This window comes from Skermania piniformis, assembly GCF_019285775.1.
GTDB lineage: Bacteria > Actinomycetota > Actinomycetes > Mycobacteriales > Mycobacteriaceae > Skermania > Skermania pinensis.
The window spans coordinates 3,445,275-3,471,896 of sequence record NZ_CP079105.1 but is presented as its reverse complement, the minus strand read 5'-3'; the positions used below and the strand labels follow the sequence as shown (position 1 = coordinate 3,471,896).

The following is a 26,622-nucleotide window of genomic DNA, read 5'->3' as shown; positions in this document are numbered from 1 at the left end:
GATGGTTCCGGTGCGCCGATGCGGCTCGGGGAGGATCGACTGTTATGTCCGATATCGACTGGAAGATGTTGCGCAGCAAGGCCTTCAATATGATCGAGCGCGCGTACGCACCGTATTCGGAGTTTCCGGTCGGTGCCGCCGGGCTGACCGACGACGGTCGGCTGGTGACCGGCTGCAATGTGGAGAATGTCTCATACGGGCTGGCGCTCTGCGCGGAGTGCGTGCTGGTCGGTTCGTTACGTATGTCGGGATCATCCCGGTTATCGGCGATCTCGGTGTCCGATCGCACCGGTGCGGTGTTGACGCCGTGCGGCCGGTGTCGGCAGGTACTGCTGGAACACGGGGGTCCGGAATTGCTGGTCGATCACCGGCCCGGCCCGGTCGAACTGCGGCGGCTGCTGCCGGCGGCATTCGGCCCGGACGACCTGGCCCGCGTCCGGTGAACGACGCCTCGGAGGTCGGTTCGGTGATCGACGCCGTCTCGGTGATCACGGCGAAACGTGACGGTATCGAGCTGACCGATGCGCAGATCGACTGGATGATCGACGGGTTCACCCGCGGCGCGGTGGCCGACGAGCAGATGTCCGCGTTGGCGATGGCGGTGCTCTGGCGCGGGCTGTCGACTCGTGAGCTGCGGCGTTGGACCATGGCGATGATCGCTTCCGGAACCCGGATGAGTTTTCCCGGACTCGATCGGCCCACCGTGGACAAGCATTCGACCGGCGGCGTCGGCGACAAGATCACGTTGCCGTTGGCGCCGCTGGTCGCGGCCTGCGGTGCCGCCGTACCGCAGCTTTCCGGTCGGGGTCTCGGGCACACCGGCGGCACGCTGGACAAGCTGGAATCGATCCCGGGTTGGCACGCCGATCTGTCGGCCGAGCGGATGCGCACGATCCTCGCCGATCCGGGTGTCGGCGCGGTGATCTGCGCGGCCGGTGCCGATCTGGCGCCGGCCGATCGACGGTTGTACGCGCTGCGCGATGTGACCGGCACGGTCGAGTCGCTGCCGCTGATCGCCAGCTCGATCATGAGCAAGAAGATCGCCGAGGGTACGGGCGCGCTGGTGCTGGATGTGAAGGTCGGTTCGGGGGCGTTCATGAAGCACCGTGCCGATGCCGAGGCGCTGGCCCGGGCGATGGTCGAGCTGGGCAGCGATGCGGGCGTGCGCACCGTCGCGTTGCTGACCGAGATGGACACGCCGCTCGGCCGCACCGCGGGAAACGCGCTCGAGGTCGCCGAGGCAATCGAAGTCCTGGCGGGCGGCGGGCCGGCCGACGTGGTGTCGCTGACCCTGGCGCTCGCCCGCGAGATGCTGGCCGCAGCCGGACTGGACGGAATCGACCCGGCCGATCTGCTCGCCGACGGTCGTGCGATGGACCGGTGGCGGGCGATGGTCGTCGCGCAGGGCGGCGACCCGGACGCGGCACTGCCGCGCGCTCGGCATACCGATGTGCTTTACGCCGATCGCGCCGGGTTCGTCCGGGAGGTCGCGGCATTTCCGGTCGGCCTGGCGGCGTGGCGACTGGGGGCCGGCCGGGCCCGGCAGGGGGACCCGGTGCAAGCCGGTGCGGGGGTCGAAATCCGCTCCGGAGTAGGCGATTCGGTGGCCGTCGGGCAACCGTTGGCGGTATTGCACACCGACACTCCGGCGGCATTCGCGGGTGCGCGGGCGGCGCTGGCGGACGCCTGGACGATCGCGCCGGAGCGATCGGCCGCGCCGCGACCGCTGATCCTGACTCGGATCGGTTGAGCGACTACGGTAACCACATGACCGGTCCGCTGCCGCTCGACCTCACGTCCATCCAGCGCGCACCGAAAGCGGTCCTGCACGATCACCTGGATGGTGGGCTGCGCCCGTCGACCGTGCTGGATCTGGCCGCGTCCTGTGGGTACGACCGGCTGCCCGTGGACACCGAACAGGCGCTCGGCGCATGGTTTGCCGCTGCTGCCAACAGTGGTTCGCTGGTCCGCTACCTCGAAACGTTCGAGCACACCGTTGCGGTGATGCAGACACCGGAAGGGTTGCACCGGGTCGCGCACGAGTGCGTCGAAGATCTGGCCGCCGACGGAGTGGTCTACGCCGAGGTCCGATTCGCCCCGGAGCAGCACCTGACCGCGGGCCTCAGCCTCGACGAGGTGGTACAGCACACCCTCGTCGGGTTCGCCGAGGGTACGGCCGCTGCCGCCGCCACGGGCCGGCAGATCCGGGTCACCTGCCTGCTCACCGCGATGCGGCATGCGGCCCGGTCGCGGGAGATCGCGGAGCTCGCCGTCCGATTCCGAGATCGAGATGTGGTCGGCTTCGATATCGCCGGCGCCGAGGTCGGTTACCCGCCGAGTCGGCATCTGGATGCGTTCGAGTATCTGCGCGACGAGTCCGCACAGTTCACGATCCACGCCGGCGAGGCGTTCGGACTGCCGTCGATCCACGAGGCCATCGCGTTCTGCGGTGCCGACCGGCTCGGCCACGGGGTGCGCATCGTGGACGACATCACTGGTACCGGCGCCGACGCCCAGCTGGGTCTGGTCGCAAACTACGTGCGGAACAAGCGCATTCCGCTCGAACTGTGCCCCTCGTCGAACGTGCAGACCGGCGCGGTGGCCAGCCTCACCGACCACCCGTTCGACCTGCTCGCCCGGCTGCGCTTTCGGGTGACGGTGAATACCGACAACCGGCTGATGAGCTGTACCTCGATGAGCCAGGAGATGGCGAAGCTGGTGCAGGCCTTCGGTTACGGGTGGGCCGATCTGCAGCGGTTCACGATCAACGCGATGAAGTCGGCATTCATCCCGTTCCCGGAGCGGTTGCGAATCATCGACGACGTGATCAAGCCGGGCTATGCGGTGCTGATCGGGTAAGTCGTGCTGATCGGCTGAGTCGTGCTGATCGGCTGGTGATCAGATCTTGCGCAATCGCGACTCGAACTGTTGCTCCAAGGCTCGCCACGCGGTGGACTCGGTCTCGAACGGCGGGCTCGGCGCGAGCCGGCTCGGATCGGGATCGAGCAGGTAGGAGACGTACCAACCGAGTGGAGTCGAAGCGGCCAGCGCCGCCTCCACCGAGTCGTCGTCGGCGTAATCGGCCGCATCGGTGAACAATTCGACCGCCAGATCTAGCTGCTCGGCGTCGACCGCTTCGGCCCCGACGGCCAGGTCGTCGCTCAACCCGGTGAGCACGTAGATGTTCTCGTCGGTCACCTCGATCTCCAGCGCCCCGTCGGTGGCGGCGGTCTGCACCGTGCCGTAGGTGCTGACGGTGGCCAGATCATGCTCGTGGTCGTCGGCGAGATGCCGGGCCAGGGCGCGCTCGGATCGGAGCAGGGTGATGGTGCCGTCGGTACCGAGGAAGATCGGCTCCTCGTCGAGATAGCAACGCAGGGTGTACCACTGGCCGTCGGTGGTAATGATCTTGATTGGGTCGATTCCGACCTCATCCCAGAAACCGGGATCGTCGTCCTCGACCGTCTCGAACTCCGCGGCCTCCTCGGCGTCGTCGTCGGCGTCGACGGTGTTCGCATCCGCGGCCAGAAGTTCGGCCTCGGCCACCGCGACGGCGTTCGCCGGCACCGACGGGATGCTGATCACCTTGTCGATCGCGTTCAGCACGTCGTCCCAGCCGTCCGCGATCGCGGCGCCGATCCGATCCCACAGCGCCTCACCTTCGCGCCCGGCGAACGCGCTCATCCCGGCCGGCAGCGCGCCGAGGATGGTATGCCCATCGAAGAACTCGGTGACGGCGTCGAGTTCGCAGACCTCGCCGATCGAGCGAGCAATCTCCAGGGTGTCCTCGAGTTCGGTCACGATCTCCGCGTCCGGATCGCTGGCGGCGAGTTCCGGTACCCCTACCAGGTCGAACGAGTGCTCGTCGTCGGGTTCCAGTTCGGCAGCCGACAGTGCGGTGACCACACGCCAGGAAGGGTGGTCGACCAGATCGTTGTCGGCATCCGATCGGATGAATGCGGCCAGCTCGGCAATCGAATTGAAGCCGTACAGCGCATCGCCGTGCCCGAGGAACGCCTCCCACTCGTCGTCGCCCTCGCGCCAGCGGGGCGCCCGCAGGGTGACCAGATCGCCCCGGGTCAGACCGAGTTCGATCGGGACGATGTCTCCAGATGCCATGGCGGAAGCCTATCGACAGATGCCCGGTCGGAACCATTCGACCTGAACTCTCGGTCAGCGGATGTAGTTCTGCAGCCGGGCCATGATCTCGTCCCGCTGCACGGCGGCCAGGGTCGCCGCCTGCTGCACGGTGTCGATGATCAGCGGACCCACTTCGGCAGCCGGTCGACGGGTGATCGCCTCGGCCAGGTCGAGCCCGACCAATGCGCCGCTACCGGCGACTTCGGCGGTCACCGCCCCGTCGGCGCTGGCGTACCGGGCCCGGATGGCGCCCAGGTCGTCGAGCGCCTGTTCCAGGTACTCCTGCTGCGCGGTCACGCGATTGATGAGCGCGTCCATCTCGGTACTCATGCTCGGCACCGCCTGGGTATTCATGCTCGGCACAGCACTCACGCTCCTTACCTTGCTCATGCTCGATACCGCCACGAGGGCGAGGTCGTCCGCCCGGCCGGGGCGCTCCGGGTGGGCAGGCCGAGCCGGTCGAGCACCGACAGCTGCACTCCGGCAGCGGCCAGCAGATCGCGGCGGCGCTGTCCCGCGGCCGCAGCCGCTGCCTCGGTCAGGGCCAGGATCTGCGCGGCGAGCGGTCCGGCGCCGTACCGCAGTTCCGCCCGCTCCACGCGGATCTCGACCGGCAGGCCCTGGTCGTTTGCCCGGACCGCAACGGTGCCGGAACGGTTGCGGCGGGTCGCGGTGGTGACCGACGGCAGGGGCTCGTTCGGCTCGATCATGCGGTGGGTCGGTAGAAGCCGTAGAACTGCATTCCGCTGTTCTCCGTTCGGATCGGGGACATCTGCACCGGGTCGCCTGCCTCGACCATCTGACCGTTGCCGACGATCATCGCGACGTGGCCGTCCCAGACCGCGAGATCGCCGGGAGCGAGTGACGATCGGTCGACCTGGGCGTGACCGATGCCTTGCTCCTGGGCCAGCCGGGGAAGCTCGATCCCGGCTTCGCCGTAGGCATATTTGGTCAGCGAGCTGCAGTCCAGGCCCTGCCCCGGGGTGTTGCCGCCCCAGACGTAGGGCACGCCCTGCTGGGCGAGTGCGGCGCGCACCGCGGTCGCGGCTGCCTCGTTCGGGGCGGTCGCGGTGCTGCCGTCCGGCAAGGCAACCTGCACACCGCCGGTCGAGCCGGCGGCGGGATCACTCTGGTCGGGCGAGCGCAGCCGGTGTGCGTCGGCGGCTTCGGTCCGGCCGGCGTCGCTGGACCCGCTCGGGGTCGGTAGTTCCGGCGGGACCAGCGCTTGGAGTGCCATTGCGTGCTGCGCAAGCTGATCGTGCACCCGGCGCACCACCGCCAGCGCACGAGAGAGATGCTCGCAGGCTGCGGCGACGAGCGCGATCAGTCCGGTGGGAGTTCCGAGTGCGGGTGCCGCCGCGGCCGCGAACGAGCGGAACGATTCGAGGATTTCGCACAGGTCGGTGGTCGCCGTTCGGAGGTCGGCGTAGGCCTTGGTCACCACCTCGGCGATGCCGGTGCCGCGTTCGGCCGTCTGTGCCGTCGCAGCCTGGGCTTCGGCCACCCGGTCCAGCGCCTGCGCGGCGGCACTGCCCTGCCAGGACCGATCCAGGGTGCCGAGGTCGGTGGCGCAGGCGGCGTGGACGGTGTCGAGCCGTTCGGCGGCCGTGCGGATGACCTCGGCCGGGTCCGTGCCGCCGGGGGTGCCCGACCCGAAAGCCGACAGCAGATCCGTGATCGGCCGGGCGAGGGTATCGAGCTCGGGCACGCCGATCCGGAACGTGGCGGTCATCGGATACCTGCCAGGGCGGCGGTCGTGGCGCGGTCGGTTCCGGCGTAGCCGGCGGCATTGGTCGTCGCAGTGGTGGCCACGCCGTGATAGATCTCGGCGAGTCGAGTGAGAGCACCGACCTGGCCGGCATGTGCGGTGCCGAATGCAGCGACGAAGTCCGCTCCGATCGCGCCGAACACCGGCGTCAACAACTCCGGCCCCGCTGCTGCCACCGCGGCAGCGGCTGCGGCGAGCTCGGCTCCGTGCCCGTTCACGGACGTGCCGAACGCGACCAGCCCGTCCACATCCGCCGACAGATCCGACATCAGACCCCCGTCCCCCGAAAAGCTCGTCTGGTGTTCGTCGATGGGTTGGACGGTTCGTGCGGCGAATCGGTTCCCGACTGCGGCGGCGAATTATCGTCGATGGCATGCGTACCGTCGTGGTAAATCACCCACTCGCCGCCACCCTGCTCACCACGATGCGCGACGAGCGGTCGGACAATGCGGCTTTCCGGGCCGCGTTGTCGGGGTTGACCAGCATGCTCGTCTACGAGGCGATGCGATCGGCGGCGGTCGAGGAGTTCGAGGTCCGAACGCCGGTTGCGCCGGCGCGGGGCTATCGGATCGCCCGGCCGCCCCTGCTGGTCCCGGTGCTGCGGGCGGGTCTCGGCATGGTGAGTCAGGCGAGCGCGCTGATTCCCGAGTCCCGGGTCGGCTTCGTCGGGGTGGCGCGGGACGAGGCCACCCACCAGCCGGTGCCGTACCTGGAGTCACTGCCGGCGGACCTCACCGATCAGGTGGTCTTCGTGCTCGACCCGATGCTCGCCACCGGCGGTTCGCTGCGGTACACGGTCTCGTTGCTGGCCGATCGGGGCGCCACCGATATCACGGCGATCTGCGTGATCGCGGCGCCGGCGGGGATCGCTGCGCTCGACGAGTCCGGGCTACCGGTCCGGTTGGTGGTCGGCGTGATCGACGAACGGCTCGACGACGCCGCCTTCATCGTGCCCGGCCTGGGCGACGCCGGTGACCGGCAGTTCGGGCCGCGATAGCGCCGACAGTCGGTCCACCCACTCCCGCACGGCCGAAACCCGTTCCGCCGCATCGGCCCCGAACGCTTCGAGATAGAACTTCAGCTTCGGCTCGGTGCCGGACGGCCGGACCACCACCCGGGTGTGCTCGGTCGCCAAGGCCAGCGCGTCGGTGCGCAGCGGTCCCCGGCGGGTGGCGTAATCGGTGATCGTGACCGGCTCGCCGACGAGCGTCGGCGGCGGCTCCGCCCGCAGCCGGGCGAGCACCGCGGCGGCGTCGTCGCGGCGCAGCGACACCTGATCCCCGACGTGCGGGCCGAACTCGTCGGCGTAGCCGTCCAGCACGTCCAGCAACGTCCGGCCCCGATCCTTCAGGGTTGCTGCCAGGTCGGCGGCGAGCAGGGCCGCGGTGATCCCGTCCTTGTCCCGGACCGCCGCCGGGTCGACACAGTGCCCGATCGCCTCCTCGTAGGCGTAGACCAGGCCCGAACCGGCGCGGACCAGCCACTTGAACCCGGTCAGGGTCTCGGCGTACCGGGCGCCCCGAGCCGCGGCGAGCTTGCCGAGCAGCCGGGAGGACACGATCGTCGTGGCCACCAGGGGGTCCGGTCCGGTGCAGGCGAGTACGTGCTCGGCGAGCAGCACCCCGGTCTCGTCGCCGCGCAGCATCCGCCACCCCCCGGACGCCGGAACGCCGACGGCGCATCGATCCGCGTCCGGGTCGAGCGCGATCGCCAGGTCGGCGTCGACGGCAGCCGCTTCGGCGAGCAACAGGTCGCAGGCGCCCGGCTCCTCCGGGTTGGGGAACGGCACGGTCGGAAAGTCGGGGTCGGGATTGCTTTGTGCTGCAACGATATGCACATCGGTGAAGCCCGCCGCAGCAAGCACCGCAAGCGCCGTCGTCGTCCCGACGCCGTGCAGCGCAGTCAGCACGATCCGCAGCTCGCGGGCCGAGCCGCGGGGCAGCGTGGCGGCACGTTCGACGTAGCTGTGCCATATCTCGTCGCCCGCCGGGGTAACCGGTCGGCGCGCCGGCGGTGCAGCAGCGGTGATCGCCGCCTCGATCTCGGCATCGGCCGGCGCGACCAGCTGGGCGCCCCCGTCGAGGTACACCTTGTACCCGTTGTCGCCGCGGGGGTTGTGCGAGGCGGTGATCTGTACCCCGGCCACCGCGCCCAGCGCTCGCACGGCGAACGCGGTCACCGGGGTCGGGAGGGGCTCCGGCAGGAGGTGCACCGCGAATCCCGCCGCGGCGAAGACCTCGGCGGTCGCGGTCGCGAACTCGGCCGAACCGTGCCGGGCATCGCGGCCCACCACCACCGTCCCGCCGCCGAGGCAGCGACCCTGCAGCCAGGCGGCCAGGCCGGCGGTGGCCCGCTCCACCGTCTCGACGTTCATCCCGTCCGGTCCGTCGCGGAGCGGGCCACGCAGACCGGCGGTGCCGAACCGGAGTGGGCTCACAGCCGGCTCACCAGCTCGCGCAGCAATGCGCCCAGCCGGGGCGCCGCTGCCCGCCCTTCGGCCAGGACCTCGGCATGCGAGAGCGGCTGCCCGGTGACGCCCGCGGCTGCGTTGGTGACCAGCGAGATGCCGAGTACGCGCAGCCCGAGCGCACGGGCGGCGATGGTCTCCAACACCGTCGACATCCCCACCAGATCGGCGCCCAGCGTGCGCAGCATCGCGATCTCGGCCGGCGTCTCGTACTGCGGCCCGCGCAGCCCGGCGTATACGCCCTCGGGCAAGTCGGGAGCGATTTTCCGGGCGAGCCGACGCAGCGCCGGGTCGTAGGCATCGACCAGGTCCACGAACCGGGCCCCGGCCAGCGGGCTCGCCCCGGTCAGGTTCAGGTGGTCGGCGATCAGGACCGGCGCACCGACGGGCAGATCGGCCCGGATGCCGCCGGCCGCGTTGGTCAGCAGCACGGTGTCCACCCCGGCGGCAGCGACGGCGGCGATCGGCGCAGCGACCTGCGCGGGTGGGTTGCCCTCGTACAGATGGTTGCGGCCGAGCAGCACCAGCGTCGGCAGCCCGGCGACCTCGACCGACAACACCGTGCCGCGATGCCCCTGTGCGGTCGGTCGGCCGAAGCCGGGCAGCTCGCTCATCGGTACGGTCGCCACCGGATCGCCGAACGCGGCGGCCGCCTCCTGCCACCCCGAACCCAGCACGACGGCGACCCGGTGCCGTGCCACTCCGGTGCGTTCGGCCAGCATCGCCGCGGCCTGCTCGGCCGTGGCGGTGGTTGCTGCGGTCATGGTCGGCCAGCCTAGCTATCCTCCCCGACATGGCTTACCTGCCACACGAGGACGCCGGGCGGGTGCCGCGGTGAGCGACACCGAGCCGGTACCGGATGCGGTGTCGGCGATAGATGCGGCGATCGAGGCGGCGCGCAGCGACCTGATCGCGTTGTCGCACTCGCTGCATGCGGAGCCGGAGCTGGCATTCGTCGAGTTCCGCAGCGCCGCCAAGCTGGTCGATCTGCTGCGGGGCCGCGGGTTCGAGGTGCGGACGCCGGTGGCCGACCTGGCGACGGCATTCGTCGCCGACTACGGCAGCGGCGAGCTGATCATCGGGCTGTGTGCCGAATACGATGCATTGCCGGGGATCGGACACGCCTGTGGGCACAACATCATCGCCGCCGCAGCGGTCGGCGCCGGGATCGGTCTGGCCGCGGTCGCCGATCAGCTCGGCATCACCGTCCGGGTGCTCGGCACGCCGGCCGAGGAGAGCGGCGGGGGCAAGGTGTTGATGTTGGAACGTGGTGCGTTCGCCGGGATCGCCGCCGCGCTCATGGTGCATCCGGGCCCGTTCGACGTGGTCGCGCCGGTCTCGCTGGCGCTGGCCGACCTGGCGATCACGTTCACCGGGCAGGAAGCACATGCGTCGGCGGCGCCGGAGTTCGGCCGCAATGCCGGCGACGCGGCCACGATCGCCCAGGTCGCGATCGGCCTGCTGCGCCAGCATCTGGCCCCGGGCCAGCAGCTACACGGCATTGTCGCCGACGGCGGCCGGGCGCCGAACATCGTTCCGGGGCAGGCCGAGTTGCTGTACTACCTGCGCGCGCCCAGCACGGCGGCGTTGGACGACCTGCTCGATCGGGCGACCACTTGTTTCCTGGCCGGCGCGGTCGGTGCGGGCTGCACCCACGAGATCCGTAGCGTCTCGCCGACCTATCGGGAACTCGTCCCGGATCCGATTCTGGCGCAGGTATATCGGGAGCAGATCGGCAGCTTGGGGCGCCGGCCACTGGCGCCGGACGTCGAGCGATCCCGACCGCTGGGGAGCACCGACATGGGCAACATCACCACGGTGATCCCCGGTATCCACCCGATCATCGGAATCGACACCGACGGTGCGGTCACCCATCAGCCGGAGTTCGCGGTGGCGGCGATCGGCCCGTCGGCCGACCGGGCGGTGATCGACGGAGCCCGGGCGCTGGCCCGCACCGTGGCACAGGTTGCCGCCGACCCCGGGCAACGGGACCGACTGTTGGCCGAAGCTGCGGAGCGTGCCGGGTGAACGACTTCATCGAGCCCTGGCTGGCATCGCACACGGCGGACCTGTCGCGCTGGCGCCGGCAGCTGCATGCGCACCCGGAACTGGCTCGGACCGAAAGCGCGACCAGCGAGTTCGTCGCGGCAAAGCTGCGCGCCGCCGGGTTGTCGCCGCGCCGTCTGCCGGACAGCACCGGATTGCTCTGTGATCTCGGGCCGGACACCGGACCCCGAATTGCGTTGCGGGCCGATATGGACGCGCTGCCCATGCAGGAACTCACCGGTGCGCCCTACGCCTCTACCGTCCCCGGGGTATCGCACGCCTGCGGACACGATGCGCATACCACCATCCTGCTGGGCGCCGGGCTGGCGTTATCGCAGGCGCCGGCGTTGCCGGTGGGGGTGCGGCTGATCTTCCAGCCGGCCGAGGAGGTGATGCCGGGCGGCGCGCTCGACCTGGTCCGGGCCGGGGTGATGTCCGGGGTGTCGCGAATCTTCGCGCTGCACTGTGACCCCCGCCTGGAGGTCGGCCGGGTCGGCATCCGGGTCGGCCCGATCACCTCCGCCGCCGACATGGTGGAGCTGGTGTTCACCTCGCCCGGCGGCCACACCTCCCGACCGCATCTGACCACGGATCTGGTGTACGCGATCGGCACGGTGATCACCGGTCTGCCCGGAATCCTCAGCCGCCGAGTCGATCCGCGGACCAGCACGGTGATGGTGTGGGGTGCGGTGCGGGCCGGGCGGGCGCCGAACGCGATTCCGCAAACCGGAACCCTGGCCGGCACGATTCGAACCGGCAACCACGACACCTGGTTGGGGATGGAGCCGCTGATCCGGGAGATTCTCGCCGGCCTGCTGGCGCCGACCGGGGTGCAGTACCAGCTCAACTACCGCCGCGGGGTGCCGCCGGTGGTGAACGACGAGCATTCGGTGCGGATCTTCGAGGACGCGATCCGCACGCTCGGCCCGGATGCGGTGGCCGACACCGGACAGTCCGGCGGCGGCGAGGATTTCTCCTGGTATCTGGAGCAGGCGCCGGGGGCGATGGCGCGGCTCGGTGTCTGGTCGGGTGCCGGGCCGCAGTCGGACCTACACCAGCCCAACTTCGACATCGACGAGCGCGCGCTCGCGGTCGGGGTGCGGGTGATGGCGGGTTTGGTGCTCGCGGCGCACTGACGGGCGGATGGAACCGGCCGCCCGGCTGATGCATCGAAACCGGCGTACGGATTGTCGAACCGAGTAGGGGGAAACGCGCCGCTCGGGCGGCGGGCCGGGCGGACGGTGCGGAGCGGCACCGAGTACCGCTCGGCTCGCCGCCGGCCGGCCTGATCGGGTGCCGGCGAGCAGCTCAGCCGTCGTACGGGCCCGGCCCGACATTGCGGCTGTTGCGCGTGCGCAGATCATGGACGTACTCGGCGGGCGCGCCCGCTTTCTCCGCCGCGTCGGCCATCACCCCGAGGTAGCGCGCCGAGGGCAGTCCGCCCTCGTAGGCGTCGAGCACGTAGAGCCAGGCCAGCACCGGTTCGATCCCGGCCGGGGTGTTCATCGCCACCCGGAGCCGGATCTTGCGGTGGAACCCCAGCTCGCTGCCCTCCCAGCGGTCGAGGCGTTTCTCGTCCTCGTCGGACACGTCGTAGAGCACGACGAACACGTCGGTTCCCGGCTCTTCGACGACGGTCGCGAGCGCACCTTCCCAGCCGATGTCGCCCCCGCTGAAGGTCAGTCGCCAGTCGTGTAGCCAGCCGGTGCCCGACATCGGTGAGTGGGGGCAGCGCTCGAGCATCTGCTCCGGGTCCATGTTGGAGCCGTACGCGGCGTAGATCGGCACGATGGCAGCCTATCCAATAAGTTGTTCTCGGCTGAGTTGGTCTCGGGCCGGATATTCGGTCCGCCGCACGATCGGAGTCATGATGCCCCGCATTCTCATCATCGGCGGTGGCCCGGCCGGCTACGAGGCGGCGCTGGTGGCGGCGCAACACGGCGGCAAGGTGACTTTGGTCGACAGCGACGGGGTCGGCGGCGCATGCGTGCTGTACGACTGTGTGCCGTCGAAGACGTTCATCGCGTCCACCGGGGTGCGTACCGACCTGCGCCGCGCCACCGACCTGGGTGTTTCGGTCGATCCGGCCGACGCGACGGTGTCGTTGGCGACGGTCAACGAGCGGGTCCGCAGCCTGGCCAAAGCGCAGTCGTCCGATATCCGGGCACGATTGCAGGCGGTCGGCGTCCGGGTACTCACCGGCCGGGCCCAGCTGACCGACGAGATGCGCGGAATGGCCGCTCACCAGGTGCACGTCGAGCTCGCCGACGGAACCGATCGGGTGCTCGACGCGGAGGTGGTGCTGATTGCCACCGGCGCGAGTCCGCGAGTGCTGCCGGGGGCCGTGCCGGATGGCGAGCGGATTCTGGACTGGCGTCAGGTTTACGACCTGGATGTGCTGCCCGAGCACCTGGTCGTGGTCGGTTCCGGCGTCACCGGCGCCGAGTTCGTCTCCGCCTATACCGAGATGGGAGTACCGGTGACCCTGGTGTCCAGCCGGGACCGGATGCTGCCGCACGAGGACGAAGACGCCGCGCTGGTGCTCGAAGGCACGTTGGCCGATCGCGGCGTGCAACTGGTCAAGCACGCGCGAGCGGACCGGGTGGAGCGGACCGACGACGGGATCCTGGTGACACTGTCCGACGACCGGACGGTGACCGGGTCGCACGCGTTGCTCTGTGTCGGGTCGGTGCCGAACACCGACGAACTCGGGCTCGAGCGGGTCGGGATCACGCTGGACCGGGGCGGCTATGTCGCGGTCGATCGGGTCTCGCGCACCCAGGTGTCGGGTATCTATGCCGCCGGCGACTGCACCGGCCTGCTGCCGCTCGCGTCGGTCGCCGCGATGCAGGGCCGGATCGCGATGTATCACGCGCTCGGGGAGGGAGTGAGCCCGATCCGGCTCAAGACGGTCGCCTCCGCGGTGTTCACTCGGCCGGAGATTGCGAACGTCGGGGTCAGCCAGGCCGCCATCGACAGCGGCAAGGTCCCGGCCCGCACCGTGATGCTGCCGCTGAACACGAATCCGCGCGCGAAGATGTCCGGTCTGCGGCGCGGCTTCGTGAAGATCTTCTGCCGGCCGGCGACCGGGGTGGTGATCGGTGGTGTGGTCGTCGCACCGATCGCCTCCGAGCTGATCCTGCCGGTCGCGATGGCGGTGCAGAACAATCTGACGGTCACCGACCTGGCCCAGACCTTCTCGGTCTACCCGTCGTTGACCGGCTCGGTCACCGAGGCCGCGCGCCAGCTGATGCGTCACGACGATCTGGATTAGCTCTGCGCGCTCGGCCATCGGCGGAGCTCTGGTGGCGGTCGGCTCTCGACCGATGCCGCCCCCAGTGCTCCTTCGAGGGCCTACCTGCACGTAGTAGCTTGGGTCGAGGAGGTGGGCCGGTGGAGGAACCACGTCGGCCGCAGGTGTCCTGGTCGGAACCGGTCAGCTGGGGTCCGGACGCGCCGTCGTCCGACCCGGCCCAGGTCGAGCCGCCGTCCGGGCGCCGGCCCGGTCGTCGGGTAGTGGTGGCCCTCGTCGTCGTCGCGTCGGTGTTGCTGGTCGGGGGGGTTGTGGCACTGGTGCGGCAGCATCAGCGCAGTGTGGAGTCGGCACCGGCAGTACCGACTACCGCTGCGCCGCGGCCGATCGTGCCGATCCCGCACGCCGGGCAGGCCCCACCCGGCACCTGTGTGAACCGAATCGACGGCCAGGTCGTCTACGGCAACGGGCCCGGCGGCACCGACAACGGGCCGGATGCGATCCTCGCCTTCCAGCATGCCTATTACGTCGAGCGCAGCGGTGCGGCCGCCCGTGACTTCGGCACCGCCGGCGGGGTGGTGCCGACCGCGGACGTGATCCAGTCGGGAATCGACTCGATCCCGGTGGGCTCGACGCATTGCCTGGCGATCATGCCCCAGGGGAGCGATCGATATCTGGTCGAGCTGACCGAGACCCGGCCGACCGGGGAAGTCACCGTGTACCGACAGATTGTCACCACCGCGGTACAGGAAGGCAAGACGTTGATCGTCGGTATATCGCAGGCCCCGGAGTAGCTGTCGATGCGGAGATCGAGCCGATTCCGTCGGCCCGCGGCCGATCAGTCCAGCCAACCGTAGGTGCGTTCGACCGCTCGGTTCCACTCGGCGTAGCGCCGGTCCCGCTCGGCGGAGTTCATCCGGGGTAGCCAGCGCTTGTCCTCGGCCCAGTTGGTGCGGACGTCCTCGGTGCCGGCCCAGTAGCCGACCGCGAGCCCGGCCGCGTAGGCCGCGCCGAGCGCGGTGGTCTCGGCGACCACCGGTCGGACCACGGGGACATCGAGAAGGTCGGCTTGGAACTGCATCAACGTCTCGTTGCCGACCATGCCGCCGTCCACCTTCAGTGTGGTCAGCTCGACCCCGGAGTCGGCGCGCATCGCGTCGAGCACCTCGCGAGTCTGAAACGCGGTGGCTTCCAGGACGGCCCGGGCGATGTGCGCCTTGTTCACATACCGGGTCAGCCCGGCGATCACGCCGCGCGCGTCCGGCCGCCAGCGCGGGGCGAACAATCCGGAGAACGCCGGGACGAAGTAGACGCCGCCGTTGTCGGACACCGACAGGGCCAGCGGCTCGATCTCGGCTGCGCCGGCGATGATGCCCAAGTTGTCGCGCAGCCACTGCACCAGCGATCCGGTGACCGCGATGGAACCCTCCAGCGCGTAGACCGGGGCCTGATCGCCGAGCCGATAGCAGACGGTGGTGAGCAGTCCGTGCTCGCTGTCCACCGGTTCGGTGCCGGTATTCAGCAACATGAAATTGCCGGTGCCGTAGGTGTTCTTCGCTTCGCCCGGGTCCAGGCAGGCCTGACCGAAGGTGGCCGCCTGCTGGTCGCCGAGGATGCCGGCGATCGGCACGCCGGCCAGCGGGCCGACGGCTACCTCGGCGTAGACCTCGGACGAGCTGCGGATCTCCGGCAGCATCGCGAGCGGTACGCCGAACTCGGCGCACAGCTGCGGGTCCCAGTCCAGCGTGCGCAGGTCCATGAGCATGGTGCGGGAGGCGTTGGTGACGTCGGTGACGTGCGTCCGACCGCCGGTCAGCTGCCACACCAGCCAGCTGTCCACGGTGCCGAAGCAGAGCTCGCCGGCCTCGGCGCGGGCGCGGGCGCCGGCGACGTTGTCCAGGATCCAGCGCAGCTTCGGTCCGGCGAAGTAGGTGCTCAGTGGCAGCCCGGTGCGTTGTCGATAACGGTCGGGCCCGGCGGCGCCGGCCAGCTCGAGGCACAGCCGGTCGGTGCGGGTGTCCTGCCAGACGATCGCGTTGGTCACCGGTTCGCCGGTCGCCCGGTCCCAGACGATCGTGGTCTCCCGTTGGTTGGTGATGCCGACCGCGGCGACGGTTCGTCCGGCATCGGCAGCCGCCGTCTCCAGCGCCCGAGCGGAGTTGCGCCACAACGCCGTCGGATCGTGCTCAACCCAGCCGGCGCGCGGGAAGATCTGCTCGTGCTCGAGCTGTGCGGAGCCGATCGCCCGTCCGTCGTGGTCGAAGAGAATGCACCGGGATGAGGTGGTGCCCTGGTCGATGGCGGCGATGCAGGCATCCATGGCTGGAGGTTACTCGACCAGCCGGTTCGATGCGGTGCGCAACCGAGGCCGAACCCGGGTTGGTTAGGTAACCCTAATGCTAGGGTCGTCGGGTGCGCGTGCCGGTTGCCCTGGGCGAAATCCAGGAGACGTTGCTCATCCCGCTGTACGGTCGGGCGCTCGACGCCCGTCGGCGCCGCAGCATCCTGGGCGACACTGCCGCGGCGGACCTCGTCGAGCAGATCGACTACGACTTCTCGAAGTTCCGCGGACCGTCGCTCGGCGGGGCGGTGCTGCGCGCGTCGATCTTCGACGGGTGGGTCCGGCGGTTCCTGATCGACCATCCGGACGGCACCGTCGTCGACCTCGGGTGCGGGCTGAGTACCCGGTTCCGTCGACTGGACAACGGCCGGGTTCGCTGGTTCGACCTCGACGTCGGCGACACGATGGCGTTGCGTCGGCAGTTCTTCGCCGACGAGGACCGATACACGATGATCGAAGGCTCGATCCATGCCACCGACTGGTACGGGTTACTCCGCGCCCGCGGCGGGCCGTTGTTCCTGCTCAGCGAGGCCGTCCTGCTGTACTTCCCGGAGGCGCAGGTGCACGCCACGCTGCGGCAGTTGGCACAGGCATTTCCGGCTGCGCCGCTGGCGTTCGACACCGGTGGTCGAGCGATGATGGGCAGTCAGGACCGCAACCCGGTCTTCCGGGCGGTATCCGCGCGGATGCGGTGGACCTGCGACGACCCGCGCACGCTGCAGCAGTGCGGACTGCGGCTGGTGGAGTCGCGCACCTTCGCCGATCCGCAGCCGGACGTCGCAGCGGGTTGGCCGGCCCGTTATCGGTTGGGGATGAAGGCACTCCGGCTGGTGCTGCCACCGATGGTGACCACCTACAAATTGAATCTGCTCGAGACTGCCGCTGCCGATGCGGGCTAGCCTGACCCCGTGACGAAACAACCGGGCACCCAGTTCCTCGGTCCACAGCAGCGTGAAGAGGCCTGGGCACGGCTGGGCAAAGAGCAGTTCGACGTCGTCGTGATCGGTGGCGGCGTGGTCGGAGCCGGTGCCGCCCTGGATGCCGCCACCCGGGGCCTCAAGGTCGCGCTGGTCGAGGCCCGCGATTACGCATCCGGTACGTCGAGCCGGTCGTCGAAGATGTTCCACGGCGGTCTGCGATACCTGGAGCAGCTGGAGTTCGGCTTGGTCCGCGAGGCGTTGCGGGAGCGCGAGCTGTCGCTGACCACCCTGGCGCCGCACCTGGTCCGCCCGCTGCGGTTCCTCTACCCGCTGACCCACCGCGGCTGGGAGCGGCCCTACGTGGCGTCCGGATTGTTCCTCTACGACCAGATGGGTGGCGCGCGCTCGGTCCCGGCGCAGAAGCAACTGTCCCGCGCCGGCGCGCTGCGGTTGGCCCCGGCGTTGAAGCGGCGTTCGCTGATCGGCGGGATCAGTTACTACGACACGGTCGTCGACGATGCCCGGCACACCCTGACCGTGGCCCGGACCGCTGCGTACTACGGTGCGGTGGTGCGGAATTCGACTCAAGTGGTCGGCTTCCTACGGGAGGCCGATCGGGTCAGCGGGGTCCGCGTGCGCGACTCCGAGGACGGCCGGACCGCCGAGATCCGGGCGCACGCGGTGATCAACGCGACCGGGGTGTGGACCGACGAAGTGCAGGCGCTCTCGCATCAGCGTGGCCACTTCCGGGTTCGGGCATCCAAGGGGGTGCACGTCGTCGTGCCGCGCGACCGGATCGTCAGCGATGCGGCGATCATCCTGCGCACCGCGACGTCGGTACTCTTCGTGATTCCCTGGGGCACGCACTGGATCGTCGGGACGACCGATACCGATTGGAACCTCGACCTGGCCCATCCGGCCGCTACCCGGGCGGATATCGACTACCTGCTCAGCCGGGTGAACGACGTGCTGGTCACCCCGCTCACCCACGCCGACATCGACGGGGTGTACGCCGGTTTGCGGCCGTTGCTGGCGGGGGAGAGCGACGAGACGTCGAAGTTGTCCCGCGAGCATGCCGTCGCGCGGGTCTCGCCCGGGCTGGTCGCCATCGCGGGTGGCAAGTACACCACCTACCGGGTGATGGCGCAGGACGCGGTCGAGCTTGCCGCCGAGGATATTCCGGCGCGGGTATCGCCCTCGATCACCGAACGGGTGCCGCTGCTGGGGGCGGACGGCTATTTCGCTCTGGTCAATCAGACCCTGCAGCTGGCCGAGCTGTACGGCGTGCATCCCTATCGGATCAAGCATCTGCTGGAGCGGTACGGATCGCTGATCGACGAGGTGCTCGACCTGGCCGAGGACCGGCCGGAGCTGCTGCAGCCGCTCACCGAGGCCCCGTCCTACCTGCAGGTGGAGGTGGTGTACGCCGCGGCCGCGGAGGGGGCACTGCACCTGGAGGACATCCTGGCCCGCCGGACCCGCATCGCGATCGAGTACGCGCACCGCGGGGTGGACTGTGCCGAGCAGGTGGCGCGGCTGGTCGCGCCGGTGCTCGGTTGGGACGAGGCCGAGATCGACCGCGAGGTCGGCACCTATCAGGCCCGGGTCGAGGCCGAGGTCCGGTCGCAGACCCAGCCCGACGATGCCTCGGCCGACGCGTTGCGCGCGGCGGCGCCGGAAGCCCGGATGGAGATCCTGGAGCCGGTGCTCGCCGCGCGGTGAGCGGGCCGGCTACTTCCAGTACGCCTGTGACTTGATCGAGGTCTTCGGCAGGCCGTGCTTGGTGCGCAGCGTTTTGGTGATGCTGCGGGTGGTCAGGCCGTCGCACGCGACCCAGGCGAAGGTGTCGGGCCGACAGGTCAGCTCGTCGGCGGCGAGCCGTAGCAGCTGCCCGTCGTGCACCCGCTCCAGCCAGGTCACCTCGGTGCCGGCCGTTGCCCGCACCGGCAGCGTGGGGTCGGTTTCGTGCTGCCACTCCAGCCAGACCCGCGCCGGCACATCGCCGATCGCGTCGAGCAGCGAGTTGATCGCCGGGAGCGAGGCGGTGTCACCGAAGACGACGAACTCCGCCGGCAGCGGATCGGGCAACGTGAAGTTCGAGCCCAGCACGGTCGCCTCGATCCGATCGCCCGGCTTGGTGGCGTCGGCCCAGGCGGAGGCCGGTCCGCCGTGCAGCGCGAACTCGACATCGAAGCGGTCGTGGTCCGGATCGGGGTCGACCAGGGTATAGCCGCGCTGCTGGAGTTTGTCCGCGTTGCCGTCGGTCGGGAACCACAGGCGTACCCATTGAGTCGGGTGCACCGGATGGGCGGTCAACAAGCCACCGCCCTCGAAGCCGACCCGGATGTATTTCTCGGTGACCTGCGTCGTTCCGGTGACGGTGAACTGATAGTCCTTGCCACCCCAGGCCTTGGTGAGTGCGCCGCCGATTCCTCTACCCATAAGATTAGTTTAGCCTAACCAATATGGATCGCCCGATCTCGGAACGGCTGGCCGCGCGCCGGGTCTCCGTCGACTACGGTGACCGGCCGGTGCTCGCGGGGTTGGATGTCGCGTTCGAGGCCGGCACGATCACGACGATCGTGGGGCCGAACGGGTGTGGGAAATCGACGCTGCTGCGTGCGCTGGGCCGGCTGCTCGCGCCGCGGTCCGGGACGGTGGTGCTCGACGGTCACGATATCGCCCGGATGCGGGCCCGCGACCTCGCTCGCCGGATCGGCATTCTGCCGCAGGGTCCGGTGACCCCGGCCGGCCTCACGGTGGCGGATCTGGTCGGGCGCGGCCGGTACCCGCACCAGAGCTGGCTGCGGCAGTGGTCGGCCGACGACGAGGCGGTGGTGCGGGCGGTCCTGGACCTGACCGGGATGGCGGAGTTCGCCGATCGGCCGATCGACGAACTGTCCGGCGGCCAGCGGCAGCGGGCCTGGATCTCGCTGACGCTGGCGCAGGAGACCGGGGTGCTGCTGCTGGACGAGCCGACCACGTACCTGGACCTGTCGCACGCCGTGGAGGTGCTGGACCTGGTCGACCGGCTCAACGTCGACCTGGGGCGAACCGTGGTGATGGTATTGCACGACCTCAATCTGGCGATCCGGTACAGCGACCGGCTGGTCGTGCTGAGCGACGGCGCCGTCGTGGCTTCGGGGCGGCCCGAGCAGGTGATCACGGCGGAACTGTTGCGTTCGGTATTCCGGCTGGCGGCGCAGGTCGTCGACGACCCGGTCGCGCCCGGTCTGCCGCTGGTCGTGCCGCACGGCCGCCGCCGGGCGGCTGCTCGGTCGAGTAAAGTTAGCGTAACCTAACTTGTACGTCGGGTCGGGTTGAAGGAGGTATACGAATGTCGGTCGTGGTTCTGGTCGGTTCGGAGATGGGTACTGCCGAGCTGGCAGCGGATGCGATCGCCAAGACATTGGCCCGCGACCATGCCGTGTCGGTGCACGACATGTATCACGCGAAAGTCGAGTTGACGCGCCGGGCGAGCTTCGTGGTGCTGGTCTGTTCCACCTACGGCACCGGGGAGTTTCCGACCGGCGCCGAGATGTTCTTCGATGTATTCGACACCGACCGGCCGGACCTGACCGGTTTGCGGTTCGCCGTGTTCGGGCTGGGCGACTCGGTGTACGGCGACACCTTCAATCGGGCCGGCGAAATGGCGGCCGAGAAGTTCGCCGCGTGCGGCGCGGTGCAGGTCGGCGAGCATGCTCGCCACGATGCCTCGACCGAGGTCCGGGTGGTCGACATGGCGCAGGAGTGGGCGACGCGGCTGTCGCCGCTGTGTCGGGTGGCCCTGGCGAGCGTCGGATCATCAATAAATTAGGTTAGACTAACCTAAAACAACGGGGAGGTCGGGGAATGACCACGGCAACGGTCTCGGTGCTTGCTTCGGCGCTGGCGGAAAGTCTGACCACATCGTCCGGCCGGTTCGCCGCCTTCGATGCCGACGACGGGACCTGGCGTACCCGATCCTGGCCGGCGGTGTATGCCCACGCGGAGGCCATCGCCGGGCAGCGGTTGGCCGGCGTGGCCGGTGCGGTCGGCCTGACCGGCGACCCGTCGCAGGAATTCGTCGCGACCGTCGTCGCCGCCTGGCTGGCCGGCCGACCGGTATCGGTCATGCCGGGGCCGGTACGTGGCGCAGATCCGCGGGATTGGGCGCAGGTGACGCTCGACCGGTTCGGGTCGATCGGGGTGACGACCGTCTTCGCCGACGGTCCGCGGGTGGCCGAACTGTCCGCGGTTCCCGGCGCGCGGGTGCACGACCTGGCCGCGCTGCGCGGGATGGCGCCCGGTGAACCGTTCACTGCTGTCCCGCTGGCGCCCGATGCGCCGGCGATCCTGCAGCACACCGCCGGCTCGACCGGTACCCCGAAGACGGCGGTCGTGTCCGCAGCCGCCCTGCTGGCGAACACTCGCGCGTTGCACGACCGCATCGACATCACCAGCGACGATGTCGGGTTCAGCTGGTTGCCGCTCTACCACGATATGGGGTTGTTGTTCCTGGCGGCCGGGCTGACTCGGGGCTGCTCGATGTGGCTGGTCCCGAACACGACGTTCGCGGCGGCGCCGTTCCGCTGGCTGAGCTGGCTCACCGAGTCGCGGGCGACGGTCACCGCCGCGCCGAACTTCGCCTACGACATCCTCGGTAAGTACGCCGGCCGCCTGGTGGACGCCGACCTCTCGGCGCTGCGGGTCGCGATCAGCGGTGGGGAACCGATCGACTGCGATGCCTTCGAGCGGTTCGTCACCCAAACCGAGCGGTTCGGCTTCGGGGTCGGTGTCCCCGCCCCGTCGTACGGTCTGGCCGAAGCGACCTGCGCCGTGACGATGCCGGCCGCCGGCGACGGTGCCCGGTACGACGAGGTGGAGGTTGCCGAACCCGGCGAGCCCGCCCGGCGCCGCCGGTACGCGATGCTCGGTCGCGCCGTAGCGGGGATGGAGGTCCGGATTGTGCCGACATCCGCCGCGATACCGCAGATCCGGGATCGGGTCGTCGGCGAGGTGCAGATCCGCGGGACCTCGATGATGTCGGGCTATCTCGCCGACGAGCCGGTTGCCGCGACGTCGTGGTTCGCCACCGGTGACATCGGCTATCTGGTCGAGGAACAGCTGGTGATCTGTGGGCGGGCCAAAGAACTGGTCATCGTCGCCGGCCGCAACCTGTTTCCGATCGAGCTGGAGCGTGCCGCCGCCCGCGCCGCCGGGGTGCGCGGCGGCGGCGTGGTGGCATTCGCGACGGAGGCCGGCGGGCGGCCCGGCCTGGTTCTGCTCGCCGAGTACCGCGGTCGCGACGAGGTGGCAGCGCGCAGCGCGGTGATCGAGATTCTGGCCGCCGAGTGCGGGATCGTCCCGGCCAAAGTGGTCTTCGTCAAACCGGATACGCTGCCGCGCACCACATCCGGCAAACTTCGCCGGCTCGAAGTGAAGCGCCGGTTCGAGGCCGGGAGGTACCGGCCCGACGCCGGCGAGTAGCCCCGTGCGGGGTGGGCTACTCGCCGCGCGGGTCGACCCGGGTCATCCGTACGGTCCCGAGGACGAAGACCGCGAGGCACAGCGCGGCAAAGTACGCCAGCGAGCCGTTCGGCCCACCGAACGGTGACTCGATCGTCGTCATCTGACCGGCACCCAACTCGCCGTTCTTGAACGGCGCCAACCGTTGCAACAGCAGGCCCAGGTCGCCCGGAACGAAGGTCGCGAAGACCTCGATACCGAACTTCCACAGCAGCACGATCATCACCACCAGGCCGGGTTTGGGGACGAGCGCCGACAAACCGAGGCCCGCCGCCGTCACCAGGACGGTGTAGATCGGCACGCAGATCAGCAGCCGAACCCCCGCCGCGGACCAGACGTCCACCCGGCCCCAGATGGTCGGGAACAGCTGCGGGATGCCCCACAGGATCAGGAACGTGATCACGCCCGCGGCGACCGCGCCGATCGCACCGAACACGATCAGTTTCGCGACCGGCAGCAGCGCCCGTCGTGGTGCGATGGCGAAGACGGTATCGATCGTCTTGTCCTTGTATTCCGCGCACAGTGCGGTTACCGCTGCCGACATCAGGATGAACGTCGAGAAGACCAGGATCCAGTACGCGGCGTTGTCGGTGTCCATCCCGCCGGCGCCGTCGAACGCGTTCGCCTCGGCAGCCGCGGCGATCCCCACGTTCAGGCCGAGCGGAATGATCAGCGCGAGCGGGATGACGACGAGCCACACCGAACTTCGGCCGGACAGCTTGGCCAGCTCGCTACGAACGGATCGACGCAGCGATCCGGCGACGGTACGGACGCCTGCGGTGCGCGTCGTGGTCACGAGCGGGTCCCGGCGGTGTACTCCAGGCTGGACCGGGTGATCTCGACATAGGCCGATTCCAGCGGTCGGGGCCCGGAACCCATCGCGAGCAGCTCGGCATTGGTGGTATCGGACAACACCTTTCCCTTCCCCAGGATGACGACCTGGGAGCCGGTGATGGCCACCTCGGTCAGATCGTGCGAGGCGATCAGCACACACTTTCCGGCCGCTGCGAGGTCCAGGAGCAGCTCGCGCAGCCAGAGCGTGCCCTCGACGTCGAGGCCGTTGGCCGGCTCGTCGAGGACGATGGTTCGGGGATCCGACAGCAGTGCGCCGGCGATGTTCAGCCGCTGCAGCATGCCGTAGGAGAACTTGCCGGTCGGACGCGCTGCGACCCGGTCGAGGCCGACCTGGGTCAACACGTCGTCGATCCGGCGGATCGGGATACCGCCGAGGCGAGCCTGCCAGCGCAGCTGCCGGGCCGCGGAATGTTTCGGGTTGCGCGCGAAAGCGCCCAGGCCGAAGCCGATCTCGGTAGCAGTCGTGGAGAATTCGCCCAGCGGACGGCCGTTGACGGTGATCTCGCCGGCGCTGGGTCGGGACAGCCCGGCGATCATCCGCATGACGGTGGATTTGCCGGCACCGTTGGGGCCGAGCAGGTACGTGATCGCTCCGGCTTCGGCGGCGAAGGTGACGTCGTCGACCACGAGATTCCGGCCGTACTTCTTGGATACGCCGCGAATGCTGATCATGATTCCAGTTCTGGCCGATCGGGTAGTGGGAGAACGCGAAACGGCTCCGCATCGGGTGCGGAGCCGCTCCTCGTCCAGGCGAGATCAGTAGCCGAAATCGGGATTACCGGAGCACTGCATCTCCTGGCAGATCGCTTTCCAGTTGTACTTCCACAGCCCGCCGTCGCGGACCAGGTGGTACCGGGTGGTGGTCGCCGGGATACCGGCCATCAGGCCGCTGACGGTGACGGCGAGCGCGTCGCCGGACACCTCGACCGGCTCGTAGGCCCGGCCCTGGATCGAGAAGAAGTCCATCGTCTTGCTGCTCTCCATCACGCGCGCCAGGGCGGGACGGGCACCTTCACCGTTGTAGCTGACCTCGACCTTGGGGTCCAGGCCGATGTTCGGGTTCCAGAACGCCGCGAACTGACGCTCCAGCTGATCGATGGTGGGGACGGCGTCCGCGCTGAGGTACAGATCGTTGGCCGAGGCGTTGCGGATCGATACGTCTGCGCCGGCGGGTTGGGCAACGCCGATCCCGAGCAGGGCGCCGAACAAGGCGACGAGCGTAACTCTTAGGTACTTCGGCATGAGAAATCCTTCTTGACCAGGAGATATGACTCGGGCCGTATCCTATCCAAGGCACTAAGGTTAGTCAAACCTAACTCACTGTGTCGCGGCTGACCAGCGAATTCGTGAAATCCCGGATGAGTTCCAGGGTTTCGGTCGCCGCCTCGACGTGCGGATGGTGCGAGATGCCGGGCAGGATCGCGATCCGGACCGGTCCGGCGGCGGTGGCCGCGATCCGGTCGAGCTGTGCGGCGGTTCCGTACTGGTCCAGCTCACCCTGGACCAGGAGTACGGGTGCGTCGATCCGGGCGACCCGATCGGTCAGGTCCATGGCGGCAAAGCTGGGCGCGAGCCAGGTCTGCGACCACGCGGTGAACAAGGCGAGTGGGTCGTCGTGATAGGGCCGCAGCGAACGAGCCAGAGTGTCCTCGAAGGTAGCTGCAGCGCTGCGTATTCCATCGATGGTCCGGCGCTCCACGACGACGTGCGGGGCGATCAGGACCAGGCCCCGGACCGGTCGCCGGGCAGCATAGGCGATCGCGATCGAGGCGCCGTCGCTGTGCCCGATCAGCACCGGATCGGTGCCGGCGCCGACCCGGTTCAGCACCTGCGGCAGCACGGCGTCCGCCTCGACGAGCAGGTAGTCGTCGCCGCCGCGGAACCTCCCGCCGGACCCGCCGTAGCCGTGTCGGGAGTAGCTCAGCGTCGTCATCCCGGTCGCGGTCGCGAGCCGGGCCGGAAGCCGGCCCCACTGGGCCACCGAACCGAGTCCCTCGTGCAGGAGAACCAGCTGTGGCGCCGGCGCTGTGCCCGGGTGGACCTGGTACTCGAGCTCGCCCAGCTCGTGGTCGAGAACGGCCACCGGCTTACCAGCTCTGCGATCGCACGTCGAGCATGTTGTCGCCCAGGCGGGCCCGGGCGACGTAGTTCGTACAGTCGTGTGGTTTGGCCGGCATGATCGAGCAGAACTGGATCTCCCGCAGCAATCGCTGCATCGGTCCGGCGGTGGCCATCGCGGCCGAGCCGACCAGCCGGACCGCCGTGGCCGCCAGGTCCTGGCCGGTGCGACCCAGATGCTGCTTGGCCGCGTAGATCAGGGCGTTCGCATCCGGGTCGCGGTGGGACACGGCGGCGGCGGCCCGCAGCACCAGCGACCGAGTCGCCTCGTACGCGATCACCATCGCGCCGAACTCGTCGAGTACGGCCGGCGCGGTCGCGCCCTTGTGCCGCAGCGTGTCGGCGACGAAATCGACCGTCGCTTCGGCGATTCCGAGGTAGGCGCCGAGGTAACCGGCGGCCATCCAATGCGGTGCCCGCACCACGTTGAACAGCGACATACCCTCGACGCCCAGATACAACCGCGAGCCGGGTGTCACCACGCCCCGCAGGGTCACGCTCGCGGTCGCGGTGCCGCGCAGTCCGGCACCGGGCCACCAGCGGTCGATCTCGACTCCGGCGGCGGCCCGGTCGAGCACCACCTCGGATACCTCGAACTCGTTCGATCCGGGACCGTCGCCGGGCGTGGTACCGCGGGTGGCGACTTCACGGGCCGATACGACGTAATAGTCGGCGATCGGAGCCAGTGAGACGAACGACTTGACGCCGTCCAGGACGAGCTGGTCGCCGTCGTGCCGGTAGGTGGTCGCCAGTCCACGCAGCCGCGCGCCGGTGCCGGGTTCGGAGGTGGCCGAGGCGAACATCCGGCGGTGATCGCGCACCTCCTGCACCACCCAGGTGCGAAATCGGCTGCCGGCCTTGTCCAGCCGGGTCTCGTCGATCTCGAAGACGCTGGCGATCGCGGCGTTGTGCATGTTGAAGCCGAGTGCGGTAGCACCGTTCACGCGGGCGATCCGGGCCAGCACCTGGGTGTAGCCGGCGAAATCGAGCCCGAAGCCGCCGTCGGTTGTCGGCAGCAGGAGGGTGAGCAGGCCGGCGTCGGCGACCAGCCGGAACGCCGCCGCCGGATCGGCATCGCCGCGGTCGACCGGATCTGCCAGCTCGCCCAGCTCGTCGGCGATCCGATCGACTCGGGCGCTCGCGGCGGCGATCCGGTCCCGCGCGATCGTGCTGGTCGTCACGGTCGGTTCGGTATCGACGGTCATG

28 protein-coding genes are annotated in these 26,622 nt (G+C 69.6%); 13 read left to right on the top strand and 15 right to left on the bottom strand.

The features are described from left to right. Positions 1 to 44: 44 nt before the first annotated feature. The 3 genes from KV203_RS16080 to KV203_RS16070 are packed head-to-tail and all read left to right on the top strand — an operon-like array spanning position 45 to position 2,859. Complete coding sequence (locus KV203_RS16080) at positions 45 to 443, top strand: cytidine deaminase (RefSeq protein ID WP_066472509.1); 399 nt, start codon at positions 45 to 47, stop codon at positions 441 to 443. 23 nt (positions 444 to 466) lie between these two features. Beyond that, positions 467 to 1,750 (top strand): thymidine phosphorylase, encoded by a 1,284-nt coding sequence (locus tag KV203_RS16075; protein ID WP_066472675.1) that lies wholly within the window; start codon positions 467 to 469, stop codon positions 1,748 to 1,750. Positions 1,751 to 1,767: 17 nt separating this feature from the next. Further along, the gene (locus KV203_RS16070; protein ID WP_066472507.1) at positions 1,768 to 2,859 is read left to right on the top strand and encodes an adenosine deaminase; all 1,092 of its coding nucleotides are present in this window, start codon (positions 1,768 to 1,770) and stop codon (positions 2,857 to 2,859) included. 39 nt (positions 2,860 to 2,898) lie between these two features. Here the strand turns inward: KV203_RS16070 and KV203_RS16065 are convergent, their stop codons facing one another. Genes KV203_RS16065 through KV203_RS16045 form a run of 5 tightly spaced genes read right to left on the bottom strand, consistent with a single transcriptional unit; the run spans position 2,899 to position 6,177 of the window. Then, positions 2,899 to 4,119 carry a primosomal protein gene (locus tag KV203_RS16065; protein ID WP_066472504.1) on the bottom strand — a complete coding sequence of 407 codons (1,221 nt, stop codon included), beginning with the start codon at positions 4,117 to 4,119 and terminating at the stop codon, positions 2,899 to 2,901. 54 nt (positions 4,120 to 4,173) lie between these two features. Continuing rightward, positions 4,174 to 4,512 carry a YbaB/EbfC family nucleoid-associated protein gene (locus tag KV203_RS16060; RefSeq protein WP_169797525.1) on the bottom strand — a complete coding sequence of 113 codons (339 nt, stop codon included), beginning with the start codon at positions 4,510 to 4,512 and terminating at the stop codon, positions 4,174 to 4,176. Positions 4,513 to 4,526: 14 nt separating this feature from the next. After that, a complete protein-coding gene (locus tag KV203_RS16055; protein WP_066472499.1) occupies positions 4,527 to 4,850 on the bottom strand; it encodes a hypothetical protein in 324 nt (107 codons plus the stop codon). Further along, the gene (locus KV203_RS16050) at positions 4,847 to 5,872 is read right to left on the bottom strand and encodes a C40 family peptidase (RefSeq protein ID WP_083530189.1); all 1,026 of its coding nucleotides are present in this window, start codon (positions 5,870 to 5,872) and stop codon (positions 4,847 to 4,849) included. Before KV203_RS16050 ends, KV203_RS16055 begins: the two co-directional genes overlap by 4 nt. Next, positions 5,869 to 6,177, bottom strand: a complete 309-nt coding sequence (locus KV203_RS16045) for a type VII secretion target (RefSeq protein WP_083530188.1) — start codon at positions 6,175 to 6,177, stop codon at positions 5,869 to 5,871. The genes KV203_RS16050 and KV203_RS16045 overlap by 4 nt, the downstream gene beginning before the upstream one ends. Before the next feature lie 104 nt (positions 6,178 to 6,281). Here KV203_RS16045 and upp point away from each other — a divergent pair, with 104 nt between their 5' ends. Continuing rightward, positions 6,282 to 6,905 (top strand): uracil phosphoribosyltransferase, encoded by a 624-nt coding sequence (gene upp, locus KV203_RS16040; RefSeq protein WP_083530201.1) that lies wholly within the window; start codon positions 6,282 to 6,284, stop codon positions 6,903 to 6,905. On the opposite strand, the gene KV203_RS16035 is transcribed toward upp, so the two are convergent. Continuing rightward, positions 6,798 to 8,282, bottom strand: a complete 1,485-nt coding sequence (locus KV203_RS16035) for a phospho-sugar mutase (RefSeq protein WP_246600971.1) — start codon at positions 8,280 to 8,282, stop codon at positions 6,798 to 6,800. The genes upp and KV203_RS16035 overlap by 108 nt on opposite strands. Positions 8,283 to 8,341: 59 nt before the next feature. Continuing rightward, positions 8,342 to 9,139: a purine-nucleoside phosphorylase gene (locus tag KV203_RS16030; protein WP_066472491.1), complete on the bottom strand. Its 798-nt coding sequence runs from the start codon at positions 9,137 to 9,139 to the stop codon at positions 8,342 to 8,344. A gap of 70 nt (positions 9,140 to 9,209) precedes the next feature. On the opposite strand from KV203_RS16030, the gene KV203_RS16025 reads away from it, so the two are divergent. Beyond that, positions 9,210 to 10,403, top strand: coding sequence for an amidohydrolase (locus KV203_RS16025; RefSeq protein WP_246600184.1), 1,194 nt, complete (start codon positions 9,210 to 9,212; stop codon positions 10,401 to 10,403). Continuing rightward, positions 10,400 to 11,557 (top strand): M20 family metallopeptidase, encoded by a 1,158-nt coding sequence (locus tag KV203_RS16020; protein WP_066472488.1) that lies wholly within the window; start codon positions 10,400 to 10,402, stop codon positions 11,555 to 11,557. The genes KV203_RS16025 and KV203_RS16020 overlap by 4 nt, the downstream gene beginning before the upstream one ends. A gap of 172 nt (positions 11,558 to 11,729) precedes the next feature. On the opposite strand, the gene KV203_RS16015 is transcribed toward KV203_RS16020, so the two are convergent. Further along, on the bottom strand, positions 11,730 to 12,209 hold the full coding sequence (locus tag KV203_RS16015; protein ID WP_066472480.1) for a gamma-glutamylcyclotransferase family protein: 480 nt from the start codon (positions 12,207 to 12,209) through the stop codon (positions 11,730 to 11,732). A gap of 82 nt (positions 12,210 to 12,291) precedes the next feature. Between KV203_RS16015 and KV203_RS16010 the strand changes: the two genes are divergently transcribed. Then, entirely contained in the window at positions 12,292 to 13,695 is a 1,404-nt protein-coding gene (locus KV203_RS16010) for an NAD(P)H-quinone dehydrogenase (protein WP_066472662.1), read from the top strand. A 119-nt stretch (positions 13,696 to 13,814) separates the two neighbouring features. Then, complete coding sequence (locus tag KV203_RS16005) at positions 13,815 to 14,468, top strand: DUF8176 domain-containing protein (RefSeq protein ID WP_066472477.1); 654 nt, start codon at positions 13,815 to 13,817, stop codon at positions 14,466 to 14,468. A gap of 44 nt (positions 14,469 to 14,512) precedes the next feature. On the opposite strand, the gene glpK is transcribed toward KV203_RS16005, so the two are convergent. After that, on the bottom strand, positions 14,513 to 15,994 hold the full coding sequence (glpK, locus tag KV203_RS16000) for a glycerol kinase GlpK (RefSeq protein ID WP_066472475.1): 1,482 nt from the start codon (positions 15,992 to 15,994) through the stop codon (positions 14,513 to 14,515). 92 nt (positions 15,995 to 16,086) lie between these two features. On the opposite strand from glpK, the gene KV203_RS15995 reads away from it, so the two are divergent. Both KV203_RS15995 and KV203_RS15990 read left to right on the top strand, forming a co-directional pair. Next, entirely contained in the window at positions 16,087 to 16,914 is an 828-nt protein-coding gene (locus tag KV203_RS15995) for a class I SAM-dependent methyltransferase (RefSeq protein WP_066472472.1), read from the top strand. Between the two features lie 9 nt (positions 16,915 to 16,923). Further along, positions 16,924 to 18,657, top strand: coding sequence for a glycerol-3-phosphate dehydrogenase/oxidase (locus tag KV203_RS15990; RefSeq protein WP_066472462.1), 1,734 nt, complete (start codon positions 16,924 to 16,926; stop codon positions 18,655 to 18,657). 9 nt (positions 18,658 to 18,666) lie between these two features. Here the strand turns inward: KV203_RS15990 and KV203_RS15985 are convergent, their stop codons facing one another. Further along, complete coding sequence (locus KV203_RS15985) at positions 18,667 to 19,377, bottom strand: siderophore-interacting protein (protein ID WP_066472458.1); 711 nt, start codon at positions 19,375 to 19,377, stop codon at positions 18,667 to 18,669. 23 nt (positions 19,378 to 19,400) lie between these two features. Here KV203_RS15985 and KV203_RS15980 point away from each other — a divergent pair, with 23 nt between their 5' ends. The 3 genes from KV203_RS15980 to mbtM are packed head-to-tail and all read left to right on the top strand — an operon-like array spanning position 19,401 to position 22,404. Beyond that, positions 19,401 to 20,237: an ABC transporter ATP-binding protein gene (locus tag KV203_RS15980; RefSeq protein ID WP_066472455.1), complete on the top strand. Its 837-nt coding sequence runs from the start codon at positions 19,401 to 19,403 to the stop codon at positions 20,235 to 20,237. 35 nt (positions 20,238 to 20,272) lie between these two features. Further along, the gene (locus KV203_RS15975; protein ID WP_066472453.1) at positions 20,273 to 20,752 is read left to right on the top strand and encodes a flavodoxin domain-containing protein; all 480 of its coding nucleotides are present in this window, start codon (positions 20,273 to 20,275) and stop codon (positions 20,750 to 20,752) included. A gap of 35 nt (positions 20,753 to 20,787) precedes the next feature. Then, positions 20,788 to 22,404, top strand: a complete 1,617-nt coding sequence (mbtM, locus tag KV203_RS15970; RefSeq protein WP_066472450.1) for a long-chain-fatty acid--ACP ligase MbtM — start codon at positions 20,788 to 20,790, stop codon at positions 22,402 to 22,404. 16 nt (positions 22,405 to 22,420) lie between these two features. Here the strand turns inward: mbtM and KV203_RS15965 are convergent, their stop codons facing one another. From KV203_RS15965 to KV203_RS15945, 5 genes are all read right to left on the bottom strand, one after another. Beyond that, positions 22,421 to 23,239, bottom strand: coding sequence for an ABC transporter permease (locus tag KV203_RS15965; RefSeq protein WP_066472447.1), 819 nt, complete (start codon positions 23,237 to 23,239; stop codon positions 22,421 to 22,423). Further along, positions 23,236 to 23,970: an ABC transporter ATP-binding protein gene (locus KV203_RS15960; RefSeq protein WP_066472444.1), complete on the bottom strand. Its 735-nt coding sequence runs from the start codon at positions 23,968 to 23,970 to the stop codon at positions 23,236 to 23,238. The genes KV203_RS15965 and KV203_RS15960 overlap by 4 nt, the downstream gene beginning before the upstream one ends. 84 nt (positions 23,971 to 24,054) lie before the next feature. After that, positions 24,055 to 24,540 (bottom strand): MTB12 C-terminal domain-containing protein, encoded by a 486-nt coding sequence (locus tag KV203_RS15955; RefSeq protein WP_066472441.1) that lies wholly within the window; start codon positions 24,538 to 24,540, stop codon positions 24,055 to 24,057. A 70-nt stretch (positions 24,541 to 24,610) separates the two neighbouring features. Continuing rightward, positions 24,611 to 25,381, bottom strand: coding sequence for an alpha/beta fold hydrolase (locus KV203_RS15950; protein WP_066472438.1), 771 nt, complete (start codon positions 25,379 to 25,381; stop codon positions 24,611 to 24,613). A 4-nt stretch (positions 25,382 to 25,385) separates the two neighbouring features. Then, positions 25,386 to 26,621, bottom strand: coding sequence for an acyl-CoA dehydrogenase family protein (locus KV203_RS15945; RefSeq protein ID WP_066472435.1), 1,236 nt, complete (start codon positions 26,619 to 26,621; stop codon positions 25,386 to 25,388). Between the last annotated feature and the right edge of the window lies 1 nt (position 26,622).

Coding starts and splice junctions, on each gene's coding strand:
- KV203_RS16050 (WP_083530189.1), bottom strand. CDS start 5,872: ATGACCGCCACGTTCCGGATCGGCGTGCCCGAGCTCGATACCCTCGCC.
- KV203_RS15960 (WP_066472444.1), bottom strand. CDS start 23,970: ATGATCAGCATTCGCGGCGTATCCAAGAAGTACGGCCGGAATCTCGTG.
- KV203_RS16080 (WP_066472509.1), top strand. CDS start 45: ATGTCCGATATCGACTGGAAGATGTTGCGCAGCAAGGCCTTCAATATG.
- glpK (WP_066472475.1), bottom strand. CDS start 15,994: ATGGATGCCTGCATCGCCGCCATCGACCAGGGCACCACCTCATCCCGG.
- KV203_RS16030 (WP_066472491.1), bottom strand. CDS start 9,139: ATGACCGCAGCAACCACCGCCACGGCCGAGCAGGCCGCGGCGATGCTG.
- KV203_RS15985 (WP_066472458.1), bottom strand. CDS start 19,377: ATGGGTAGAGGAATCGGCGGCGCACTCACCAAGGCCTGGGGTGGCAAG.
- KV203_RS15975 (WP_066472453.1), top strand. CDS start 20,273: ATGTCGGTCGTGGTTCTGGTCGGTTCGGAGATGGGTACTGCCGAGCTG.
- KV203_RS16035 (WP_246600971.1), bottom strand. CDS start 8,282: ATGAACGTCGAGACGGTGGAGCGGGCCACCGCCGGCCTGGCCGCCTGG.
- KV203_RS16045 (WP_083530188.1), bottom strand. CDS start 6,177: ATGTCGGATCTGTCGGCGGATGTGGACGGGCTGGTCGCGTTCGGCACG.
- KV203_RS16065 (WP_066472504.1), bottom strand. CDS start 4,119: ATGGCATCTGGAGACATCGTCCCGATCGAACTCGGTCTGACCCGGGGC.
- mbtM (WP_066472450.1), top strand. CDS start 20,788: ATGACCACGGCAACGGTCTCGGTGCTTGCTTCGGCGCTGGCGGAAAGT.
- KV203_RS15945 (WP_066472435.1), bottom strand. CDS start 26,621: ATGACCGTCGATACCGAACCGACCGTGACGACCAGCACGATCGCGCGG.
- upp (WP_083530201.1), top strand. CDS start 6,282: ATGCGTACCGTCGTGGTAAATCACCCACTCGCCGCCACCCTGCTCACC.
- KV203_RS15955 (WP_066472441.1), bottom strand. CDS start 24,540: ATGCCGAAGTACCTAAGAGTTACGCTCGTCGCCTTGTTCGGCGCCCTG.
- KV203_RS16070 (WP_066472507.1), top strand. CDS start 1,768: ATGACCGGTCCGCTGCCGCTCGACCTCACGTCCATCCAGCGCGCACCG.
- KV203_RS15980 (WP_066472455.1), top strand. CDS start 19,401: ATGGATCGCCCGATCTCGGAACGGCTGGCCGCGCGCCGGGTCTCCGTC.
- KV203_RS16055 (WP_066472499.1), bottom strand. CDS start 4,850: ATGATCGAGCCGAACGAGCCCCTGCCGTCGGTCACCACCGCGACCCGC.
- KV203_RS16010 (WP_066472662.1), top strand. CDS start 12,292: ATGCCCCGCATTCTCATCATCGGCGGTGGCCCGGCCGGCTACGAGGCG.